Genomic DNA, 18,756 nt, shown 5'->3' on the forward strand with positions numbered 1-18,756 from the left:
TGCATTCAACCGCGGGTGGTAGCAAAGAGGCATGAGTATAAACCGCCTGGGCGGCGCACTGATGACCATCATCCCGCCCACAGGTTCAGCGTTGCCCCGTCTGCGCCTGCCACCAGGCACAGAATTCATCCAGCGCGGACCACACATCGGCCTGGGGTCGGTAGCCCAGGTACTGACGGGCACGGCTGATATCGAGGGTGAAATCTTTGCTCATCACCTGCACTGCCGTGCGGCTCAAGGTCGGCAGCGGGCGCCCGGGCCAAAGCATGCAAGCGGCCTCGTTGAGCGCCGCCAGGCCGTAGGCCAGGCTTGGGGAGCGGTAGCGGGTGACCTGCGGCAGTTGCATGCGGCGCATCACGTAGTTGACCACGTCCCATAGCGGCAACGGGTGGCCGTTGCTGATGTTGTAGGCCTGGCCAAGGGCCTGTTCCTCGGCGAAAAGGGCACTGAGCAATGCCTCGTTGAGGTTGTGTACACTGGTGAAGTCGACCTTGTTCAGGCCATTGCCGACGATCGCCACGCGCCCCTTGGCCTGCATTCGCATCAGTCGTGGGAAAATGCTCGCATCGCCGGCACCGGTGACGAAACGCGGGCGCAGCGCCAGCACTTCCAAGCCGAACTCCTGGGCGCCGAACACTTTCTGCTCGGCCAGGTGCTTGGTCAGCGCGTAATGGTCATGGAAGCGGCGCGGTACCTGGTCCTCGCGGATGTCGAGGCGCGAACGTCCAGTGAAGTAGATCGACGGCGACGACAGGTGCACCAGGCGCCGCACATGCTCCTTGATGCACCCCTCGACCACGTTCTCGGTAAGTACCACGTTGCCCTGGTGAAAATCCTGATAGCGGCCCCAAGTGCCCACCGCGCCGGCGCAATGCACCACTGCGTCGACGCCCTGGCACAGGCGCCGGGCCAGCTCGGCATCGCCCAGGTCGCCCGGGATGAACTGCGCCCCGCGCTTGACCAGGTGCTCCACGCCCTCCGCCCGCCGGCCATTGATCCGCACCTCCAGGCCCTGCTCCAAGGCGAAGCGCGCAAAGCGCCCGCCGATGAAGCCGCTCGCGCCGGTGACCAGAATTCGCATGTAAGACTCCGCCTTGCCAGATTTCGGATGCAACTGACGCCTGATATGCCTACAAGGGCACCAGCCAATGCCGCGCCGAATGGCGCAGGTGGTCGGTCAGCTGGACGAGCAACTGCCCGCCGTTGCGCCAATGATGCCAGTACAGCGGTACGTCGATGGGGGTATTGGCGCAGATTTCCACCAGTTCGCCACGGGCCAGCTGTTCGGCTACCTGCCGCTCCGGCACCAGCCCCCAGCCCAGGCCAGCCTCGGTCATGCGCAGGAAACCTTCGGAGGACGGGCAAAGGTGGTGCAGGAATCCTTCCTGCACGCCCAACGACGCCAGATAGCGATGCTGGAGGAAATCGTCCGGCCCAAACACGATCGCCGGAGCACGGGCCAACCGCTCGACCGCAAAACCTTGGGGAAAGTAGCGCGCCATGAACGCGGGGCTGGCCAGCGCACGATAACGCATCGACCCCAGCGGCAGGCTGCGCGCGCCGGCAACGGGACGTTCGCTGCCACACAGGCAGGCCGCGACCTCACCGGCGCGCATGCGCTTGAGGCCGACCTCCTGGTCTTCGACCACCAGGTCGAGCAGCACCTGCTGCTGCGCGCAAAAAGCCCCCACCGCACCGGCCCACCAGGTCGCCAGGCTGTCGGCGTTGAGGGCGATGCGCAGGCGCTCGGGCATGCCCTCCTCGTCCAACGCCGGCACCTGGCGCTGCAGGTCGCGCTCGAGCAGGCGCACCTGCTGCACATGGTTGAGCAACTGCCGGCCGACCTCGGTCGGGCTCGGTGGCGTGGCGCGCACCAGCACCGGCTGGCCGACCCGCGCCTCGAGCAGCTTGATGCGTTGCGAGATGGCCGACTGCGAAAGCCCCAGCACCTGGGCGGCGCGCTCGAAACCGCCTTGTTCGATCACCGCAGCAAGGGCGGCGAGCAACTTGTAGTCGAACATCGATTTCTCTAATGACTGATCAGCTCTATTGGTTTTTCTTATACCGCCGCAACCGCCACAATGGCCACATCTTTCTTGTTGATCCGCGCCGATGTCCGCATCGGTGCCCGTGGAGTGTCCCCGCTATGTGGCAAAGCTATCTCAACGGCATGCTGGTGGCCTTTGGCCTGATCATGGCCATCGGCGCCCAGAACGCCTTCGTCCTGGCGCAGAGCCTGCGCCGTGAGCATCACCTGCCGGTGGCGGTGCTGTGCGTGGTCTGTGACGCGCTGCTGGTCGCCGCCGGGGTGTTCGGACTGGCCACGGTACTGGCGCACAACCCTACTCTGCTGGCCGTGGCGCGCTGGGGCGGCGCGGTGTTCCTGATCTGGTACGGCACCAAGGCCCTGCGCAGCGCGTTTTCCAAACAGAGCCTGCAGCACCGGGAAGGCCAGGGCGTGCGCTCGCGCCGCGCGGTGCTGCTGAGCGCGCTGGCGGTGACCCTGCTCAATCCCCACGTATATCTGGACACCGTGCTGCTTATCGGCTCCCTCGGCGCCCAGCAGACCGTGCCCGGCGCCTACGTGGCCGGCGCCGCCAGTGCCTCGCTGGTGTGGTTCTCGACCCTGGCGATCGGCGCCGCCTGGCTGGCGCCGTGGCTGGCACGCCCTGCGACCTGGCGGATGCTCGACCTGATGGTGGCGGTGATGATGTTCGCGGTGGCGGCGCAGCTCATCTTCAACTGAACCGCTTACCTGTAATTGATGGACTCGCCCCGCAATCCCTGTCTGCTACCGATGTGTACGGACTTGAGACATCGCTGACACACGTGCGGGGACAAATCTGCTCATTATCTGGTCACTGCTGCAAAGTGATCAGGTGTACCAACGCAAACCGAAAAATCGTGCGGAGGCTGCCAGGAGCAGCTGATCAACCGAGCAATGCCAGCCGGGCGCTGAGCGCTCCTACCCCTGCTAGTGTGCTGTCTCGGCAATAAGCTGTTCAATTTTGGCGGCGTCTTGGGCGCCCGGCCGGCGTTGCCACGCCTCGCCATAGCCCTGCCATGACTCGTCGCGGCGCCTTGCCCGAACATCCAAGCCACTTGCCATATGTTCAAAAGCAGCTAGACATTGTGGGCCGCGAAAGGGCCGCGTAGCGGCCCCAGGATTTCAGCGGATAGGCAAAGATCGCCGGAGCCGCCTTGCGGCCCCGATTTCGCAGGCGCTTGTGTTACGCCACAGTCTCCTGCACCACACGGATCACCCGCTGCGGAAACGGAATGTCGATGCCTTCGGCCTTGAGACGGTCGCGGGCATGCTCGTTGAGCATGAACATCACGTCCCAGTAGTCGGCCGTCTTGGTCCAGATACGCAGCGACACGGTGATCGAGCTGTCACCCAGGGTCGAAATCACCGCCTGCGGCGCTGGATCCTGCAGCACGCGCGGATCCTGGGCCAGCTCCAGCAGTACATTGCGCGCCTTCTGCAGGTCGGCGTCGTAGTCCACGCCCACGTCGAACACCACCTTACGGGTCGGCTGGCGGTTGGTGTTGGTAATGATGCCGTTGGACAGGCTGCCGTTGGGCATGATCACGGTCTTGTTGTCGCCAGTGCGCAGCACGGTGTGGAAGATCTGGATGCTGTCTACGGTGCCCGCGACACCTTGCGCCTCGATCCAGTCACCGATGCGAAACGGGCGGAACATCAGGATCAGCACGCCGCCGGCGAAGTTCGCAAGGCTGCCCTGCAGGGCCAGACCGATGGCCAGGCCCGCGGCACCGATGGCGGCGACGAACGAGGTGGTCTCGATGCCGATCATCGAGGCCACGCTGACCATCAGCAGCACCTTCAGCACGATGTTGGCCAGGGTGCTGATGAAGCCTTGCAGCGCCGCGTCGGCGCGCAGGCCGACCAGCTTGCCCAGGCGGGCGCTGACCTTGTTGATGATCCACCAGCCGATGGCCAGGGTCAGCAGCGCCAGCAACAGGCGGCTGCCGTACTCCATGATCAAGGGGAGCCAGGTTTGCGATTGACGGACCAGCTGATCGACTTCAGCGTTCAAATCCATGTTTATCTCCTGATGCCGAACGGCAAGTACACGATGAGGCGGGCAACGCAAAGCAAGCGGCCCGGACCCCGATGGACATCACTGCGCCATCAAGGTTCCGGGCCGCCGCGGATCAGTCGCGGAAGTTGTTGAACTGCAGCGGCATGTCGAATTCCTTGGTGCGCAGCAGGGCGATGGCTTCCTGCAGGTCGTCACGCTTCTTGCCGGTCACGCGCACCTGCTCGCCCTGGATGGCAGCCTGGACCTTGAGCTTGCCGTCCTTGATGGTGGCGACGATCTTCTTGGCCAGGTCCTTGTCGATGCCTTCGCGGAACTTGGCTTCCTGCTTCTTTTCCTTACCGGATGCGTAGGGATCCTTGGTTTCCAGGCATTTGACGTCGATCTTGCGCTTGACCAGCGCCAGGCGCAGGATTTCCAGCATCGCCTCGAGCTGGAACTCCTCCTCGGCGGTCAGCAGCACGGTCTGTTCCTTGTCCTTGAACTCGAAGGTGCCCTTGCCCTTGAGGTCGTAACGGCGGTCGAGGTCCTTGATGGCGTTGTCGACGGCGTTCTGCACTTCGTGCTTGTCCAGTTCCGATACCACGTCGAACGAAGGCATGGATGATCTCCAGAAAAAAAGCGCGCTCGGCTTGAAGATGGAGCGCGTCGGGTTTGATGGTTAAAATGCGGGCTCATTATAACGGGTTGCGAAACGCAGATGAGCAGCACCTGGCATATTCTCGGCGCCGGTAGCCTCGGCAGCCTCTGGGCCTGTCGCCTGGCCCGCGCCGGCAAGGCGGTCCGCCTGATCCTGCGCGATAAGCAGCGCCTGTCCAGTTACCAGGGCGCAGGCAAGCTGACGCTGTTCGAACAGGACAAGACCCAGCACTACGCGATCCCCGCGGAAACCTTCGATGCCCAAGGGCCGATTCATCGCCTGTTGGTGGCCTGCAAGGCCTACGATGCCGCGCCAGCCGTGGCGCGCCTGGCCGCGAGACTGGCCAACGGCGCCGAACTGGTGCTGTTGCAGAACGGCCTGGGCAGCCAGGACGAAGTCGCCGACCAGGTGCCCCACGCCCGCTGCATCTTCGCCTCCAGCACCGAGGGCGCGTTCCGCGAGGCCGACTGGCAGGTGCGCTTCGCCGGCCACGGTTTCAACTGGCTGGGTGATCCGACCAACCCCAACGTCCCGTCCTGGTTCGCAGACCTGCATGACGCCGGCATACCGGCCCAGTGGTCGCTCGACATCCCCACCCGCCTGTGGCGCAAACTGGCCCTCAACTGCGCGATCAACCCGCTCACCGTGCTGCACGACTGCCAGAACGGTGGCCTGCTCGGCCACCTGGCCGAAGTCGACCAGCTGTGTGACGAACTGGCCGACCTGCTGCGCCGTTGCGGCCAGCCCGAGGCCGCCCACGACCTGCATGAGGAAGTGCAGCGGGTGATTCTCGCCACCGCGGCCAACTACTCTTCCATGTACCAGGATGTCCGCCATGGCCGACGCACCGAGGTCCACTACCTGCTCGGCCACGCCTGCCGTACCGCCAACCGCCATGACCTGGCGGTACCGGCCCTGGAACGGCTGCAGCGGCGCCTGGTCGATAACTTGCAGGCGCGCGGACTGCGTAGCGACTGACGGCATTCATCCACAGGACAGGACACCTCCTCACCCATGACCCTGCGTCAACGCCTGGAAAACCTCCCGGTCGGGCAGAAATTGCTGGCGGCCCTGCTGGTGCTGCTGGTGACCATCCTGTTGGTGGCCAACCTCGCCTTCATCAGCGCCGCCTATTGGATCACCCAGGAAAGCATGGCGCCCCAGGCCCTGCAGACCATCGGCAAGCTGGTCTCCAACCCGCAGATGTCCGCGCGCGCCGGCGATTCGGCAGAGAACGCCACGGCGCTGCTCAAGGAGCTCGACAGCTATTCGCCGCTACGCGCCGCCGCGATCTATGGCGGTGACGGGCAGATGCTGGCCCAGCTGCAGCACGGCGACCCGCTAACCCTGCCCAAGCGCTACCGCAACATCGACGGCTGGCGCCTCATGGAGTTTCGCAGCACCCAGCTGATCCGCCTGCCGCGCAGCGCCGCCCCACCCGCGCATCTGCTGCTGGTGGCCAGCAGCGAGTTGCCCACCGCGTTCTACACCGGCACGCTATCGGCCAGCCTGGCCATCCTGGTGTTCAGCATACTGCTGTGGCTGGTCATCGCCCGGCAGATCAAGCGCCTGATCACCCTGCCGATCAATCGCCTCGAAGAGCTGACCCGCCAGGTTACCCGCGAGGAGAGCTACGCCCTGCGCGCCCAGCGCGGCAACGACGACGAGATCGGCAGCCTGGCGGAGGCGTTCAACACCATGCTCTCGCGCATCGAGGCCCGCGAGCAGCAGCTCAAGCGCACCCGCGACGAGTTCCAGGACGCCTACGACCAGGCCCAGGGTCTGGCCGAGGAAACCCGCCACACCAACCGCAAGCTGGAGCTGGAAGTCCAGGTGCGCAGCAAGATCGAGAAGAAGCTCACGGGCTTTCAGAACTACCTGAACAGCATCATCGACTCCATGCCCTCGGCACTGATCGCCCTCGACGAGCAGCTCTACGTCACCCAGTGGAACCACGAGGCCACGGTGCTCTCCGGCACGCCGCTGGACGAGGCGCTGAACCAGCCGGTGTTCCTCGCCTTCGAGCCGCTCAAGCCCTTCCTGCCGCAGCTCAAGGAGAGCGTGGAGAAGTACCGGGTGGCCAAGATCGAGCGGGTTACCTGGCCAAAGGGCGAGGACCTGCGCCACTACGCCCTGACCTTCTACCCACTGATGGGCGGCGCCGGACGCGGCGTGGTGATCCGCATCGACGACATCACCCAGCGCCTGTCCCTGGAAGAAATGATGGTGCAGTCGGAAAAGATGCTCTCGGTCGGCGGCCTGGCCGCAGGCATGGCCCACGAGATCAATAACCCACTGGGCGCGATCCTGCACAATGTGCAGAACATCCGCCGACGCCTGTCTCCAGACCTGCCGCGCAACCAGGAGCAGGCCGGCGAACTGGGCATCGACCTGACGGCCGTCAACCGTTACCTGGAGAGCCGCGAAGTGCCGCAACTGCTCGACGGCATCCAGCAGGCCGGCGCCCGGGCGGCCAAGATCGTCACCCACATGCTCAGCTTCAGCCGCCGCAGCAACCGCCAGCTGGCGCCTTGCGAGTTGCCGGCGCTGATCGACCAGGCCGTGGAGATCGCCGGCAACGACTTCGACTTGGCCATCGGATTCGACTTCAAGGGCCAGGCCATCGTCCGCCAGTTCGACCCGCAACTGGGCCCGGTGCCCTGCACCGCCAACGAACTGGAACAAGTGCTGCTCAACCTGCTGAAGAATGCCGCCCAGGCCATCCACCAGCGCCCACAGCCCAGCGAGCCGGGGCGTATCACCCTGCGCACGCGGCTCAACCCGCCGTGGGCGGAGATCCAGGTCGAAGACAATGGCATCGGCATGCCCGAGACGGTGCGCAAGCGCACCTTCGAGCCGTTCTTCACCACCAAGGAAATCGGCCAGGGCACCGGCCTGGGCCTGTCGGTGTCGTACTTCATCATCACCAACAACCACAAAGGGCAGATGGAGGTGCAGTCCACTCCCGGCCAGGGCACCTGCTTCACTCTGCGCCTACCTCTGAACCCGGCCCAGCCGACCACCACCAAGACGGAGACATGACATGGGCTACCGCCTGTCGAAGATCTACACCCGCACCGGCGACAAAGGCGAAACCGGCCTGGGCGACGGACGCCGGGTGCCCAAGGACCATCCGCGGATTGAGGCGATCGGCGAGGTAGACAGCCTCAACAGCCAGTTGGGCGTGCTGCTGGCCGGGCTGGCCGAGGCCGGTCTTGGCGAGCTGATCGAGGTACTGGCGCCTTGTCAGCACCGTTTGTTCGATCTGGGTGGGGAACTGGCAATGCCCAGCTACCAGGCGTTGAACATTGCCGAGGTGGAGCGCCTGGAGGCGGCCATCGACCGCTGGAACGAAGAGTTGGGGCCGCTGAAAAACTTCATCCTGCCTGGGGGCTCGATGCTGGTGGCCCAGGCCCATGTCTGCCGCAGTGCGGCGCGGGCGGCGGAACGGCGTTGCCAGCAACTGAATGCGCTGGAACCGCTGGAGGGGGTGGGGCTGGCCTATATCAACCGGGTATCGGACCTGTTGTTCGTCGCGGCCCGTATCATCGGGCGGCGACAGGGTGTGGATGAGGTATTGTGGCAGCCTGCACCTAAACCTGAAGCCTGAGATTGCTGGGGCTGCTGCGCAGCCCAGCGCGACACAAGGCCGCTCCCACAGGTACCGCGCAGACGTTGAATACTGCGCCATACCTGTGGGAGCGGCCTTGTGTCGCGAATGGGCCGCAAAGCGGCCCCAGTTACTCAGATCTCAGGCCAGAACGCCCGGATCCCTGCAACACCCTGCGCTCCAACCTTCCAGGCCCGCTCCCGTTCACCCGGCCCGACCCCGCCCAGCAGAAACACCGGATGGCTGATCCCGCCGATCAATCGCTGCGCTTCATCCCACCCTAACGGCACCGCCTCGGGATGGGTCTGGGTCGCCTGCACCGGCGACAAGGTGACAAAGTCCACCCCCATCTGCTCGGCCAGCGCCAGTTCCTCGGCACTGTGGCAGGACGCCGCCAGCCAGCGCTCCTTCGGGAATGGCCGCCCCTTGGCCGCGTACTTGCGTAACTGCGCGGCGGTCAGGTGCCAGCCGGCCGACGGGAAGTCGCCCAGCCACTCCAGCGGCCCCTTGAGCATCAATTGGGCCTTGCCCGCGCACAGGCCGACCGCATCCACCGCTACATCGCGGTACTTGGGGTCGTACATGTCCGGCGCGCGCAGCTGGATCAGCCTGATGCCGCTGGCCACGGCCTTCTGGATGCCCTTGAGCAGCTCCGGCACTTCCAGACCGTCAGGGGTGATCAGATACTGGTCGGGCAGGCGCGCCGCGGCGACGATCGGCTTGTTGGCCTCGGGGAACTCATACTGACCAAGGTCACGCGGCGCCACCCAGGCCAGGGGCTGGCCTTCGGCGCCGTGGGGCTCACCAGTAAAGGCGTGCACTTCACGCACATCCAGCAGCACCTGTTTGTCCGGATAGTCGTGGCTGACCTTGATCAACGGCCGCGAAGCCGCGACCTCGATCCCCAGCTCCTCGCGCAGCTCGCGGGCCAGCGCCGCCTCGACGCCCTCGCCCTCCTCCAGCTTGCCGCCGGGGAACTCCCACAGGCCGCCCTGGTGCTGGGTATCGGCGCGGCGGGCGATCAGGATCCGCCCGTCGGCACCACGAATGACCGCTGCGACTACATGAATCCGTTTCACCCTTCACGCTCCGCCAGGCCAGCTTTTTGCCAGGCCTGGAAGGCTGGCCATTGATAAATGGTCTCGATGTAGGCAGCCGCTTCGGCCGGCACCGCGACACGGTAAGTGCGCAAGCGCACGGCCACAGGGGCGAAGAAGGCGTCGGCCAAGGTCGGGCGGCCGAACAGGAACGGGCCGTTTTCCTTGGCCACCAAGCGGCATTCGCTCCACAGGGCGACAATGCGGTCGATATCGACCTGCACGTCCAACGGCATCTCGGCCAGTGCTTCGTCACGGGACAGGTCGAATGGCATGGCACCGCGCAGGGCGAAGAAGCCGCTGTGCATCTGCGCGCAGGCCGAACGGGCCTGGGCGCGGGCGGCAACGTCCTCGGGCCACAGGCGGGCCTCGGGGTGGCGTTCGTTGAGGTATTCGGCGATGGCCAGGGAGTCGGCGATGACGCCATGCTCGCTTTGCAGCAACGGCACCTTGGCGGTGGCCGAGAAGGCCAGCAGGCGCTGGCGGGTGTCAGGCTGGTTGAGCTTGACCAGGGTTTCTTCGTAGGGGACGCCGGCCAGCTCGAGGGCCAGGGCGCCGCGCAGCGACCAGGAGGAATACAGCTTGTCGCCGATGATCAGGTGATAGCTCATGGTTCGGCTCCATGTTGCGGACAGTGTGCAGTAATCGCGGGGCAAGCCCGCTCCCACGACAGTCTGCGTGGGACCGGGCTTGCCCCGCGATGGATCAGGTGCGGTATTCGGCGTTGATCTTCACGTACTCGTGGGACAGGTCGGTGGTCCAGATTGTTTCGCTGCACTGGCCACGGCCCAGTTCGATGCGGATGGTGATTTCCTCCTGGGCCATCACCTTGGCGCCCTGGTCCTCGGTGTAGCTCGGGCTGCGCCCGCCCTGGCTGGCGATGCAGACGCTGTCCAGGTACACATCGATCAGGCTCACATCCAGCGCCGGCACGCCGGCACGACCGACCGCGGCGAGGATACGGCCCCAGTTGGGATCGGAGGCGAACAGCGCGGTCTTGATCAGCGGCGAGTGGGCCACGGCGTAGCCGACGTCCAGGCACTCCTGGTGATTGCCACCGCCGTTGACCTGCACGGTGACAAACTTGGTAGCGCCTTCGCCGTCGCGGACAATGGCCTGGGCCACCTCCATGCACACCTCGAACACCGCCTTCTTCAGCGCCTCGAACAGTGCGCCGCTGGCCTCGGTCACTTCCGGCACATCGGCCTTGCCGGTGGCGATCAGCATGCAGCAGTCGTTGGTCGAGGTGTCGCCGTCGATGGTGATGCGGTTGAACGACTTGTTGGCGCCGTCGAGTATCAGGTCCTTGAGCACCGCCGGGGCGACCTTGGCGTCGGTGGCGATGTAGCCGAGCATGGTGGCCATGTTCGGACGGATCATGCCCGCGCCCTTGCTGATGCCGGTGACGGTGATGGTCTTGCCGTCGTACTGGAACTGGCGGCTGGCGCCCTTGGGCAGGGTGTCGGTGGTCATGATGCCAGTGGCGGCTTCGGCCCAGTGGTTTTCCGACAGGTTGTCCAGGGCGGCCTGCAGCGCGCCTTCGATCTTCTCCACTGGCAGCGGCTCGCCGATCACGCCGGTGGAAAACGGCAGCACGGACTCAGCAGGAACACCGGCAAGCTCCGCCAGCTTGGCGCAGGTGCGCTCGGCGGCGGCCAGGCCCGGTGCGCCGGTGCCGGCGTTGGCATTGCCGGTGTTGGTCAGCAGGTAACGCACGGTACCCTGCACACGCTGCTTGGAAAGGATCACCGGGGCCGCGCAAAAGGCGTTGAGGGTGAACACGCCGGCGACGCTGGAGCCTTCGGCGCAGCGCATCACCACCACATCCTTGCGCCCTGGGCGCTTGATGCCCGCCGAGGCGATACCGAGTTCGAAACCGGGAACCGGGTGCAGGGTGGGCAGGGGACCAAGACCAACAGCCATTAGAGCGCTCCTATGGAAAACAAGGGATGTGACGACGTCGGCCGATCTTAATGTCGGCCGGTTACCAGAGGGAAGAGCGGGGGCCGCTTCGCAGCCCATCGCGACACAAGGCCGCTCCTACAGAGACTGCGCTGCTCTTTAGCCGAGCGCAGTACCTGTGGGAGCGGCCTTGTGTCGCGAAAGGGCCGCAACGCGGCCCCTCGGATGTCACGCAGGATCGATTACTCGATCTGACCATGGCAATGCTTGAATTTCTTGCCCGAACCACACCAGCACGGCTCGTTGCGGCCCAGCTTCATGTCGTTGCGAACCGGCGCGGAGGCCACGGCGACTTCGGCGCCCTCCTCGGCCAGCTGCTCGCCTTCCAGGCCCGGCGCGGCGGCATGCTGGAACTGCATGCGGCTGGCCAGTTCCTCGGCCTCGCGGCGCAGGCGCGCCTCTTCCTCGGCCGGATCTTCGCGGCGTACCTGGACGTGCGAGAGCACGCGGATGGTGTCGCGCTTGATCGACTCCAGCAGCTCCTGGAACAAGGTGAACGACTCGCGCTTGTACTCCTGCTTCGGGTTCTTCTGCGCATAGCCGCGCAGGTGGATACCGTGGCGCAGGTGGTCCATGGTCGACAGGTGGTCTTTCCACAGGTCGTCCAGCACGCGCAGCAGGATCTGCTTCTCGAAGGTGCGCAGGGCGTCGATGCCGGCCTGGTCTTCCTTCTCGTTGTAGGCGTCGGTGATTTCCTTGATCAGCCGCTCGCGCAGGGTCTCCTCGTAGAGGTGATCGTCCTCGTCGAGCCACTGCTGGATCGGCAGCTTGATGGCGAAATCGCTGGCCAGCGAAGCTTCCAGGCCGGCCACGTCCCACTGCTCGGGCAGCGATTGCGGCGGAATATGCTGGCTGATGGTGGCATCGAGCACTTCCTGGCGGAACTCGGCGATAGTGTCACCGATGTTCTCGGCGGCCAGCAGGCTGTTGCGCATGTGGTAGATCACCTTGCGCTGCTCGTTGGCCACGTCGTCGTATTCGAGCAGCTGCTTGCGGATGTCGAAGTTGCGGCCTTCGACCTTGCGCTGCGCCTTCTCGATGGCGTTGGTCACCATGCGGTGCTCGATGGCCTCACCGGACTGCATGCCCAGCGCCTTCATGAAGTTCTTCACCCGGTCGGAGGCGAAGATGCGCATCAGGCTGTCTTCCAGCGACAGGTAGAAACGGCTGGAGCCGGCGTCGCCCTGACGGCCGGCACGGCCACGCAGCTGGTTGTCGATACGGCGCGACTCGTGGCGCTCAGAGGCGATCACGTGCAGGCCACCGGCTTCCAGCACCTGCTGGTGACGCTTCTGCCAGTCGGCCTTGATCTGGGCGATCTGTTCGGCGGTCGGGTTGTCCAGGGCGGCCACCTCGGCCTCCCAGTTGCCGCCCAACAGGATGTCGGTACCACGGCCGGCCATGTTGGTGGCGATGGTCAGTGCACCCGGAGCACCGGCTTGCGCGATGATCTCGGCTTCTTTTTCGTGGTACTTGGCGTTCAGGACCTTGTGGTCGATACCTTCCTTCTTGAGCAGGTTGGACATGTGCTCGGAGGTTTCGATGGTCGCGGTACCGACCAGGACCGGACGGCCGTGGGCCATGCTTTCCTTGATGTCGGCGATGATCGCGGCGTACTTCTCGTCGGCGGTCAGGTACACCAGGTCGTTGAAGTCCTTGCGGGCCAACGGCTTGTTCGGTGGGATGACCATCACGTTGAGGTTGTAGATCTGGGCGAACTCGAATGCCTCGGTGTCGGCGGTACCGGTCATGCCGGACAGCTTGGTGTAGAGGCGGAAGTAGTTCTGGAAGGTGGTCGAGGCCAGGGTCTGGCTCTCGGCCTGGATGTTCAGGTTTTCCTTGGCCTCGATGGCCTGGTGCAGGCCTTCGGACAGGCGGCGGCCCGGCATGGTGCGGCCGGTGTGCTCGTCGATCAGGAGGATCTGGCCTTCCTGGACGATGTACTCGACGTTGCGGTGGAACAGCTTATGCGCGCGCAGGCCGGCGTAGACGTGGGTCAGCAGGCTCAGGTTGTGCGCCGAGTACAGGCTCTCGCCCTCGGCCAGCAGGCCGGACTGGGTCAGCATGTCCTCGATGAACTGGTGGCCGGCCTCGTTCAGTTCGACCTGACGGCTCTTCTCGTCGATGGTGTAGTGGCCCTCTTGGGTCACCTGGCCTTCGACTTCCTCGATGTGCTGGGTCAGGCGCGGGATCAGGCGGTTGATCTCGATGTACAGCTTGGAGCTGTCCTCGGCCTGGCCGGAGATGATCAACGGGGTGCGCGCTTCGTCGATGAGAATCGAGTCAACTTCGTCGATCACGGCGAAGTTCAGCTCACGCTGGAACTTCTCGTCCTGGCTGAACGCCATGTTGTCGCGCAGGTAGTCGAAACCGAATTCGTTGTTGGTGCCGTAGGTGATGTCGGCGGCATAGGCGGCGCGCTTTTCTTCCGGCGGCTGGAAGGCCGAGACGATGCCGACGTTGAGGCCGAGGAATTCGTACAGCGGACGCATCCAGTTGGCGTCGCGGCGAGCCAGGTAGTCGTTGACGGTGACCACGTGCACGCCCTTGCCGGACAGCGCGTTGAGGTACACAGCCAGGGTACCGACCAAGGTCTTGCCTTCACCGGTGCGCATTTCTGCGATCATGCCTTCGTGCAAGGTCATGCCGCCGATCAGCTGGACATCGAAGTGACGCATGCCCATTACGCGCTTGCCGGCCTCGCGGGCCACGGCGAAGGCTTCGGGCAGCAACTGGTCGAGCGTCTCGCCTTTGGCCAGGCGTTCCTTGAACTCTGCGGTCTTGCCCCGCAGTTGCTCGTCGGAGAGGGCCACCATCTTCTCTTCGAAGGCATTGACGGTGCTCACCGTCTTGAGCATGCGTTTGATTTCACGCTCGTTCTTGCTTCCAAAAAGTTTTTTTAACAAAGGCGCAAACATATCGGCAGGATCTTCCACACGTAGGGATGGAGGGCGGCCCCGTGAGTCGCCCGTGCAGCCCTGAGGCCGCATGCGAACGAGCATTCTACCCGGAAACGATGGTGAGGAAAGTGGTGGATTTCCACGATGCTGGCACAGCGCTTTTAGGGGGCATGACTAACATAGGGGCTTTTTGCGCAAGTTCAAGGTGCGTGAAGATGAAACGTATCGCGAATGACTTGCATCAAGATCCGGCGACCGCTCGCCACACGCTGGCGTGGGAGCGGGCTTTCCCCGCGATGAATGCCCAACTGGTAGACTGTTGATCCTGCATCCCTCTTCAGACCTCCATGGCCTACAAACCCACCCCTGCCCGCCCCCCCGCCGACCTGTTGCGCAAGGCCAGGCCCCTGCGCCTGCTGCTCAACCAGGCCGAACGCCTGGAGCACCTGCAGCGCCTGCTGGAAAGCCAGCTGCAACCGGCCGCCCGCGAGCACTGCCACGTGGCCTCCTGGAAGGAAGGGACATTGTTGCTGGTGGTGACCGACGGCCATTGGGCCACCCGCCTGCGCTACCAGCAAAAGCGCCTGCAACGCCAGCTGCAAGCCATGGAAGCGTTCGCCAACCTGAGCCGCATCCAGTTCAAGGTACAGCCGCCGCTGGTGGCGGCAAAACATGAAGGTCACGGGCCTGAGCTTTCGGAATCTGCCGCAGACAGCATACGCGGCTCGGCCGAAGGCATCAGCGACCCGAAGCTGCGCGCGGCGCTGGAGCGTCTGGCGGCACACGCGCAGGGCAAAGCCTGATACACGTCCCCGCGATAGCGTGAGCGGACGTATCGAGAGTCATGCCCGCTCCTGGCCCCATCTTTTGACACCCCAATAAAAAAGGCCACCCGAAGGTGGCCTTAATCACTAGAGAGAGTGTTCGAACTTACACGGCCGCAACAGGGCGCATGTACGAGATCGGTGCCGTGCTGGCATCTTCGAAGGTGACCACTTCCCAAGCGTCGGTTTCAGCGATCAGCTTGCGCAACAGCTGGTTGTTCAGCGCGTGCCCGGACTTGTAGCCCTTGAACTCGCCGATCAGGCTGTTGCCCAGCAGATAAAGGTCGCCGATGGCGTCGAGGATCTTGTGCTTGACGAATTCGTCATCGGAACGAAGGCCGTCTTCGTTAAGCACGCCGGTCTCGTCGACCACGATGGCGTTCTCCACACTGCCACCCAGCGCAAGGTTGTGTTTGCGCAGGTACTCGATGTCACGCATGAAGCCGAACGTGCGGGCACGGCTGACTTCCTTGACGAACGAGGTGCTGGAGAAGTCGACGACCGCGCTCTGGGTCTGGCCCTTGAGGACCGGGTGATCGAAGTCGATCTCGAAGCTCACCTTGAACCCGTCGAAAGGCAGGAAAGTGGCGCGCTTGTCGCCCTCCTCCACTGTCACTTCGCGCAGGATGCGGATGAACTTCTTGGCTGCGTCCTGTTCTTCCAGGCCGGCCGATTGGATCAGGAATACGAAGGGTCCGGCGCTGCCATCCATGATCGGCACTTCCGAGGCGGAGAGCTCGACGTAGGCGTTATCGATGCCCAGGCCCGCCATGGCGGAGAGCAGATGCTCGACCGTATCGACTTTGACGTCACCGTTGACCAGCGTCGTCGACATGGTGGTCTCGCCGACGTTGGCCGCGCGCGCCGGGATTTCGACCACAGGGTCGAGGTCGGCGCGACGGAAGACGATGCCGGTGTCGACAGGCGCAGGCTTGAGGGTCAGGTAGACCTTCTCCCCGGAGTGCAGGCCGACACCTGTGGCACGGATGGTATTCTTCAGGGTGCGTTGTCTAATCATGGCATTGGCCGCTTCAGCGCAAATTGCGAACAGGTATCAACAAAGGCTGGGGATGATAACAGACCCGGCCTTTGCTGAACACCAATCACCCTAATACCCCTGATAAATTCCATCAATCGGCCTGACGACGCAGGAACGCCGGGATATCCAGGTAATCCAGATCATCCTGTGGGTTGAGTTTAGCGGCCGCCGCGGCACCCGCGTGGGCCTGGTTGCGCATCACGGTCGGACGCTCCAGGTCACGGTAGTTGACCGCCGACTGCTCCTGGCGAACCGGGGCCGGATTGGAGGCCTCGTACGCCTGCTGGGCGGTCTGCAGGGTGTTGTCGACCACCTTGACCGGCTTCTCGATGCGCGCGCCCAGGCCGGTGGCCACCACGGTCACGTGCAGTTCGTCGCGCATATCCGGGTCGATCACGGTGCCGACCTTGACCATCGCGTGGTCGGAGGCGAAGGCCTCGATGATGCTACCCACGTCGGAGTACTCGCCCAGCGACAGGTCGGGACCGGCGGTGATGTTCACCAGAATGCCGCGGGCGCCCTGCAGGTTGACGTCCTCGAGCAGCGGGTTGCGAATCGCCGCCTCGGTGGCTTCGCGCGCACGGTTCGGGCCGCTGGCGCAACCGGTACCCATCATCGCCATGCCCATCTCGCCCATCACGGTGCGCACGTCGGCGAAGTCGACGTTGATCATGCCCGGACGCTTGATGATGTCGGAAATACCGCGAACGGCACCGGCCAGCACGTCGTCGGCCTTGGCGAAGGCGGACAAGAGGCTTGCATCCTTGCCCAGGATGGTCAGCAGCTTCTCGTTGGGGATGGTGATCAGCGAGTCGACGCTCTCAGCCAGCATGCGGATGCCTTCGTCGGCGATCTGCATGCGCTTGCGGCCCTCGAACGGGAACGGACGGGTCACCACCGCAACGGTGAGGATGCCCATTTCCTTGGCCACTTCGGCGATGATCGGCGCCGCGCCGGTACCGGTACCACCCCCCATGCCGGTGGTGATGAACACCATGTTGGTGCCTTGCAGCACTTCGGCGATGCGCTCACGGTCTTCCAGCGCGGCCTGACGGCCGACCTCCGGATTGGCGCCGGCACCCAGGCCCTTGGTCACACCCGTGCCCAGTTGCAGGATGGTGCGCGCGCCGATGTTCTTCAGCGCTTGGGCATCGGTGTTGGCGCAGATGAACTCGACGCCTTCGATGTTGCTTTTGACCATGTGGTTGACGGCGTTGCCGCCACCACCGCCAACGCCGATCACCTTGATGACCGGACTTTGCGGGACGTTGTCTACGAGCTCGAACATTTTCCCTCTCCTTACAGTTCTCTAGTTGTCGCGCCTACCACTACTGCTTTGAAACTTAGAAGTTGCTCTGGACCCAACGCTTGAGTCGTTCAAGCACAGGGCCCTTCGGTTCATCGCCATAGCTGTTGTTGCTGCTGTTGCTGTTGCTGATACCGGTCAGGGACGGGTCCTCGGACTGCTTCTGCAGGCCATAGGTGAGCAGGCCCACGCCGGTGGAATAGATCGGGTTGCGCACCACGTCGCTCAGGCCCCGAACGCTGTGCGGCACGCCCAGGCGTACCGGCATGTGGAAGATCTCCTCGGCCAGTTCCACGGCGCCTTCCATCTTCGCGGTGCCGCCGGTAAGGACGATGCCGGCCGGCACCAGGTCCTCGAAGCCGCTGCGACGCAGTTCGGCCTGGATCAGGGTGAACAGCTCGTCGTAACGCGGCTCCACCACTTCGGCCAGGGCCTGGCGCGACAGCTCGCGCGGCGGGCGGTCGCCGACGCTCGGCACCTTGATGGTCTCGCCGGCGCCGGCCAGCTTGGCCAGGGCGCAGGCGTAGCGGATCTTGATTTCCTCGGCGTACTGCGTGGGGGTGCGCAGGGCCATGGCGATGTCGTTGGTGACCTGGTCGCCCGCGATCGGGATCACCGCGGTGTGACGGATCGCGCCTTCAGTGAAGATGGCGATGTCGGTGGTGCCGCCGCCGATATCCACCAGGCACACGCCCAGTTCTTTTTCGTCGTCGGTCAGCACCGAGTAGGCCGAGGCCAACTGCTCGAGGATGATGTCGTCGATTTCCAGCCCGCAGCGACGCACGCACTTCTCGATGTTCTGCGCCGCGTTGACCGCGCAGGTGACCACATGGACCTTGGCTTCCAGGCGCACGCCCGACATGCCCAGGGGCTCGCGCACGCCTTCCTGGTTGTCGATCACATAGTCCTGCGGCAGGGTGTGCAGCACCCGCTGGTCGGCCGGAATGGCCACGGCCTGAGCGGCGTCAAGCACGCGCTCGAGGTCGGCGGTGCTGACTTCGCGGTCGCGGATGGCGACGATGCCGTGGGAGTTCAGGCTGCGGATGTGGTTGCCGGCCACGCCGACGAACGCCGAGTGGATGCGGCATCCGGCCATCAGCTGGGCCTCTTCGACGGCGCGCTGGATCGACTGCACGGTCGATTCGATGTTCACCACCACGCCCTTCTTCAGACCGCGGGACGGATGGGTGCCGATCCCGACGATCTCCAGGGTGCCGTCCTCGCCGACCTCACCCACCAGCGCCACCACCTTGGAAGTGCCGATGTCCAGCCCGACGATCATTTTGCCGCTATGCGCGTTTGCCATGGTCCTGC

General features: G+C 64.5%; 16 protein-coding genes. 5 read left to right on the forward strand and 11 right to left on the reverse strand.

What is annotated here, in order from left to right; genetic code table 11:
* Positions 1 to 85 precede the first annotated feature (85 nt).
* Both AC25ND_RS04030 and AC25ND_RS04035 read right to left on the reverse strand, forming a co-directional pair.
* The gene (locus AC25ND_RS04030; RefSeq protein WP_028689721.1) at positions 86 to 1,081 is read right to left on the reverse strand and encodes an NAD-dependent epimerase/dehydratase family protein; all 996 of its coding nucleotides are present in this window, start codon (positions 1,079 to 1,081) and stop codon (positions 86 to 88) included.
* Between the two features lie 49 nt (positions 1,082 to 1,130).
* A complete protein-coding gene (locus AC25ND_RS04035) occupies positions 1,131 to 2,021 on the reverse strand; it encodes a LysR family transcriptional regulator ArgP (protein WP_028689722.1) in 891 nt (296 codons plus the stop codon).
* 125 nt (positions 2,022 to 2,146) lie between these two features.
* On the opposite strand from AC25ND_RS04035, the gene AC25ND_RS04040 reads away from it, so the two are divergent.
* Positions 2,147 to 2,746 (forward strand): LysE/ArgO family amino acid transporter, encoded by a 600-nt coding sequence (locus tag AC25ND_RS04040; RefSeq protein ID WP_028689723.1) that lies wholly within the window; start codon positions 2,147 to 2,149, stop codon positions 2,744 to 2,746.
* Between the two features lie 484 nt (positions 2,747 to 3,230).
* Here the strand turns inward: AC25ND_RS04040 and AC25ND_RS04045 are convergent, their stop codons facing one another.
* Positions 3,231 to 4,067 carry a mechanosensitive ion channel family protein gene (locus AC25ND_RS04045; protein WP_028689724.1) on the reverse strand — a complete coding sequence of 279 codons (837 nt, stop codon included), beginning with the start codon at positions 4,065 to 4,067 and terminating at the stop codon, positions 3,231 to 3,233.
* A 112-nt stretch (positions 4,068 to 4,179) separates the two neighbouring features.
* Positions 4,180 to 4,665 (reverse strand): YajQ family cyclic di-GMP-binding protein, encoded by a 486-nt coding sequence (locus AC25ND_RS04050; RefSeq protein ID WP_011535522.1) that lies wholly within the window; start codon positions 4,663 to 4,665, stop codon positions 4,180 to 4,182.
* 99 nt (positions 4,666 to 4,764) lie between these two features.
* Here AC25ND_RS04050 and AC25ND_RS04055 point away from each other — a divergent pair, with 99 nt between their 5' ends.
* From AC25ND_RS04055 to AC25ND_RS04065, 3 genes are read left to right on the forward strand one after another with little or no spacing between them, the layout of a single operon-like run.
* The gene (locus tag AC25ND_RS04055) at positions 4,765 to 5,682 is read left to right on the forward strand and encodes a putative 2-dehydropantoate 2-reductase (RefSeq protein WP_028689725.1); all 918 of its coding nucleotides are present in this window, start codon (positions 4,765 to 4,767) and stop codon (positions 5,680 to 5,682) included.
* Between the two features lie 36 nt (positions 5,683 to 5,718).
* A complete protein-coding gene (locus tag AC25ND_RS04060; protein WP_028689726.1) occupies positions 5,719 to 7,746 on the forward strand; it encodes a sensor histidine kinase in 2,028 nt (675 codons plus the stop codon).
* Between the two features lies 1 nt (position 7,747).
* Complete coding sequence (locus AC25ND_RS04065; RefSeq protein WP_186594287.1) at positions 7,748 to 8,314, forward strand: cob(I)yrinic acid a,c-diamide adenosyltransferase; 567 nt, start codon at positions 7,748 to 7,750, stop codon at positions 8,312 to 8,314.
* Positions 8,315 to 8,448: 134 nt separating this feature from the next.
* Here AC25ND_RS04065 and AC25ND_RS04070 read toward each other — a convergent pair whose 3' ends face one another.
* The 4 genes from AC25ND_RS04070 to secA all read right to left on the reverse strand — a co-directional run bounded on the left by AC25ND_RS04070 (position 8,449) and on the right by secA (position 14,291).
* Entirely contained in the window at positions 8,449 to 9,393 is a 945-nt protein-coding gene (locus tag AC25ND_RS04070) for a Nudix family hydrolase (RefSeq protein ID WP_186594285.1), read from the reverse strand.
* Positions 9,390 to 10,022 (reverse strand): glutathione S-transferase family protein, encoded by a 633-nt coding sequence (locus tag AC25ND_RS04075; protein ID WP_186594282.1) that lies wholly within the window; start codon positions 10,020 to 10,022, stop codon positions 9,390 to 9,392. The genes AC25ND_RS04070 and AC25ND_RS04075 overlap by 4 nt, the downstream gene beginning before the upstream one ends.
* A 94-nt stretch (positions 10,023 to 10,116) precedes the next feature.
* Positions 10,117 to 11,334 (reverse strand): bifunctional glutamate N-acetyltransferase/amino-acid acetyltransferase ArgJ, encoded by a 1,218-nt coding sequence (argJ, locus tag AC25ND_RS04080; RefSeq protein WP_028689730.1) that lies wholly within the window; start codon positions 11,332 to 11,334, stop codon positions 10,117 to 10,119.
* A 221-nt stretch (positions 11,335 to 11,555) separates the two neighbouring features.
* Positions 11,556 to 14,291 (reverse strand): preprotein translocase subunit SecA, encoded by a 2,736-nt coding sequence (gene secA / locus AC25ND_RS04085; RefSeq protein ID WP_028689731.1) that lies wholly within the window; start codon positions 14,289 to 14,291, stop codon positions 11,556 to 11,558.
* 329 nt (positions 14,292 to 14,620) lie between these two features.
* On the opposite strand from secA, the gene AC25ND_RS04090 reads away from it, so the two are divergent.
* Positions 14,621 to 15,076 carry a DUF721 domain-containing protein gene (locus tag AC25ND_RS04090; protein ID WP_062575066.1) on the forward strand — a complete coding sequence of 152 codons (456 nt, stop codon included), beginning with the start codon at positions 14,621 to 14,623 and terminating at the stop codon, positions 15,074 to 15,076.
* Between the two features lie 127 nt (positions 15,077 to 15,203).
* Here the strand turns inward: AC25ND_RS04090 and lpxC are convergent, their stop codons facing one another.
* The 3 genes from lpxC to ftsA all read right to left on the reverse strand — a co-directional run bounded on the left by lpxC (position 15,204) and on the right by ftsA (position 18,748).
* A complete protein-coding gene (gene lpxC, locus AC25ND_RS04095) occupies positions 15,204 to 16,115 on the reverse strand; it encodes a UDP-3-O-acyl-N-acetylglucosamine deacetylase (RefSeq protein ID WP_028689733.1) in 912 nt (303 codons plus the stop codon).
* Between the two features lie 112 nt (positions 16,116 to 16,227).
* Positions 16,228 to 17,424, reverse strand: coding sequence for a cell division protein FtsZ (ftsZ, locus tag AC25ND_RS04100; protein WP_028689734.1), 1,197 nt, complete (start codon positions 17,422 to 17,424; stop codon positions 16,228 to 16,230).
* Between the two features lie 55 nt (positions 17,425 to 17,479).
* Positions 17,480 to 18,748, reverse strand: coding sequence for a cell division protein FtsA (ftsA, locus tag AC25ND_RS04105; RefSeq protein ID WP_028689735.1), 1,269 nt, complete (start codon positions 18,746 to 18,748; stop codon positions 17,480 to 17,482).
* Positions 18,749 to 18,756 lie beyond the last annotated feature (8 nt).

The organism is Pseudomonas sp. P110(2024), assembly GCF_057480795.1.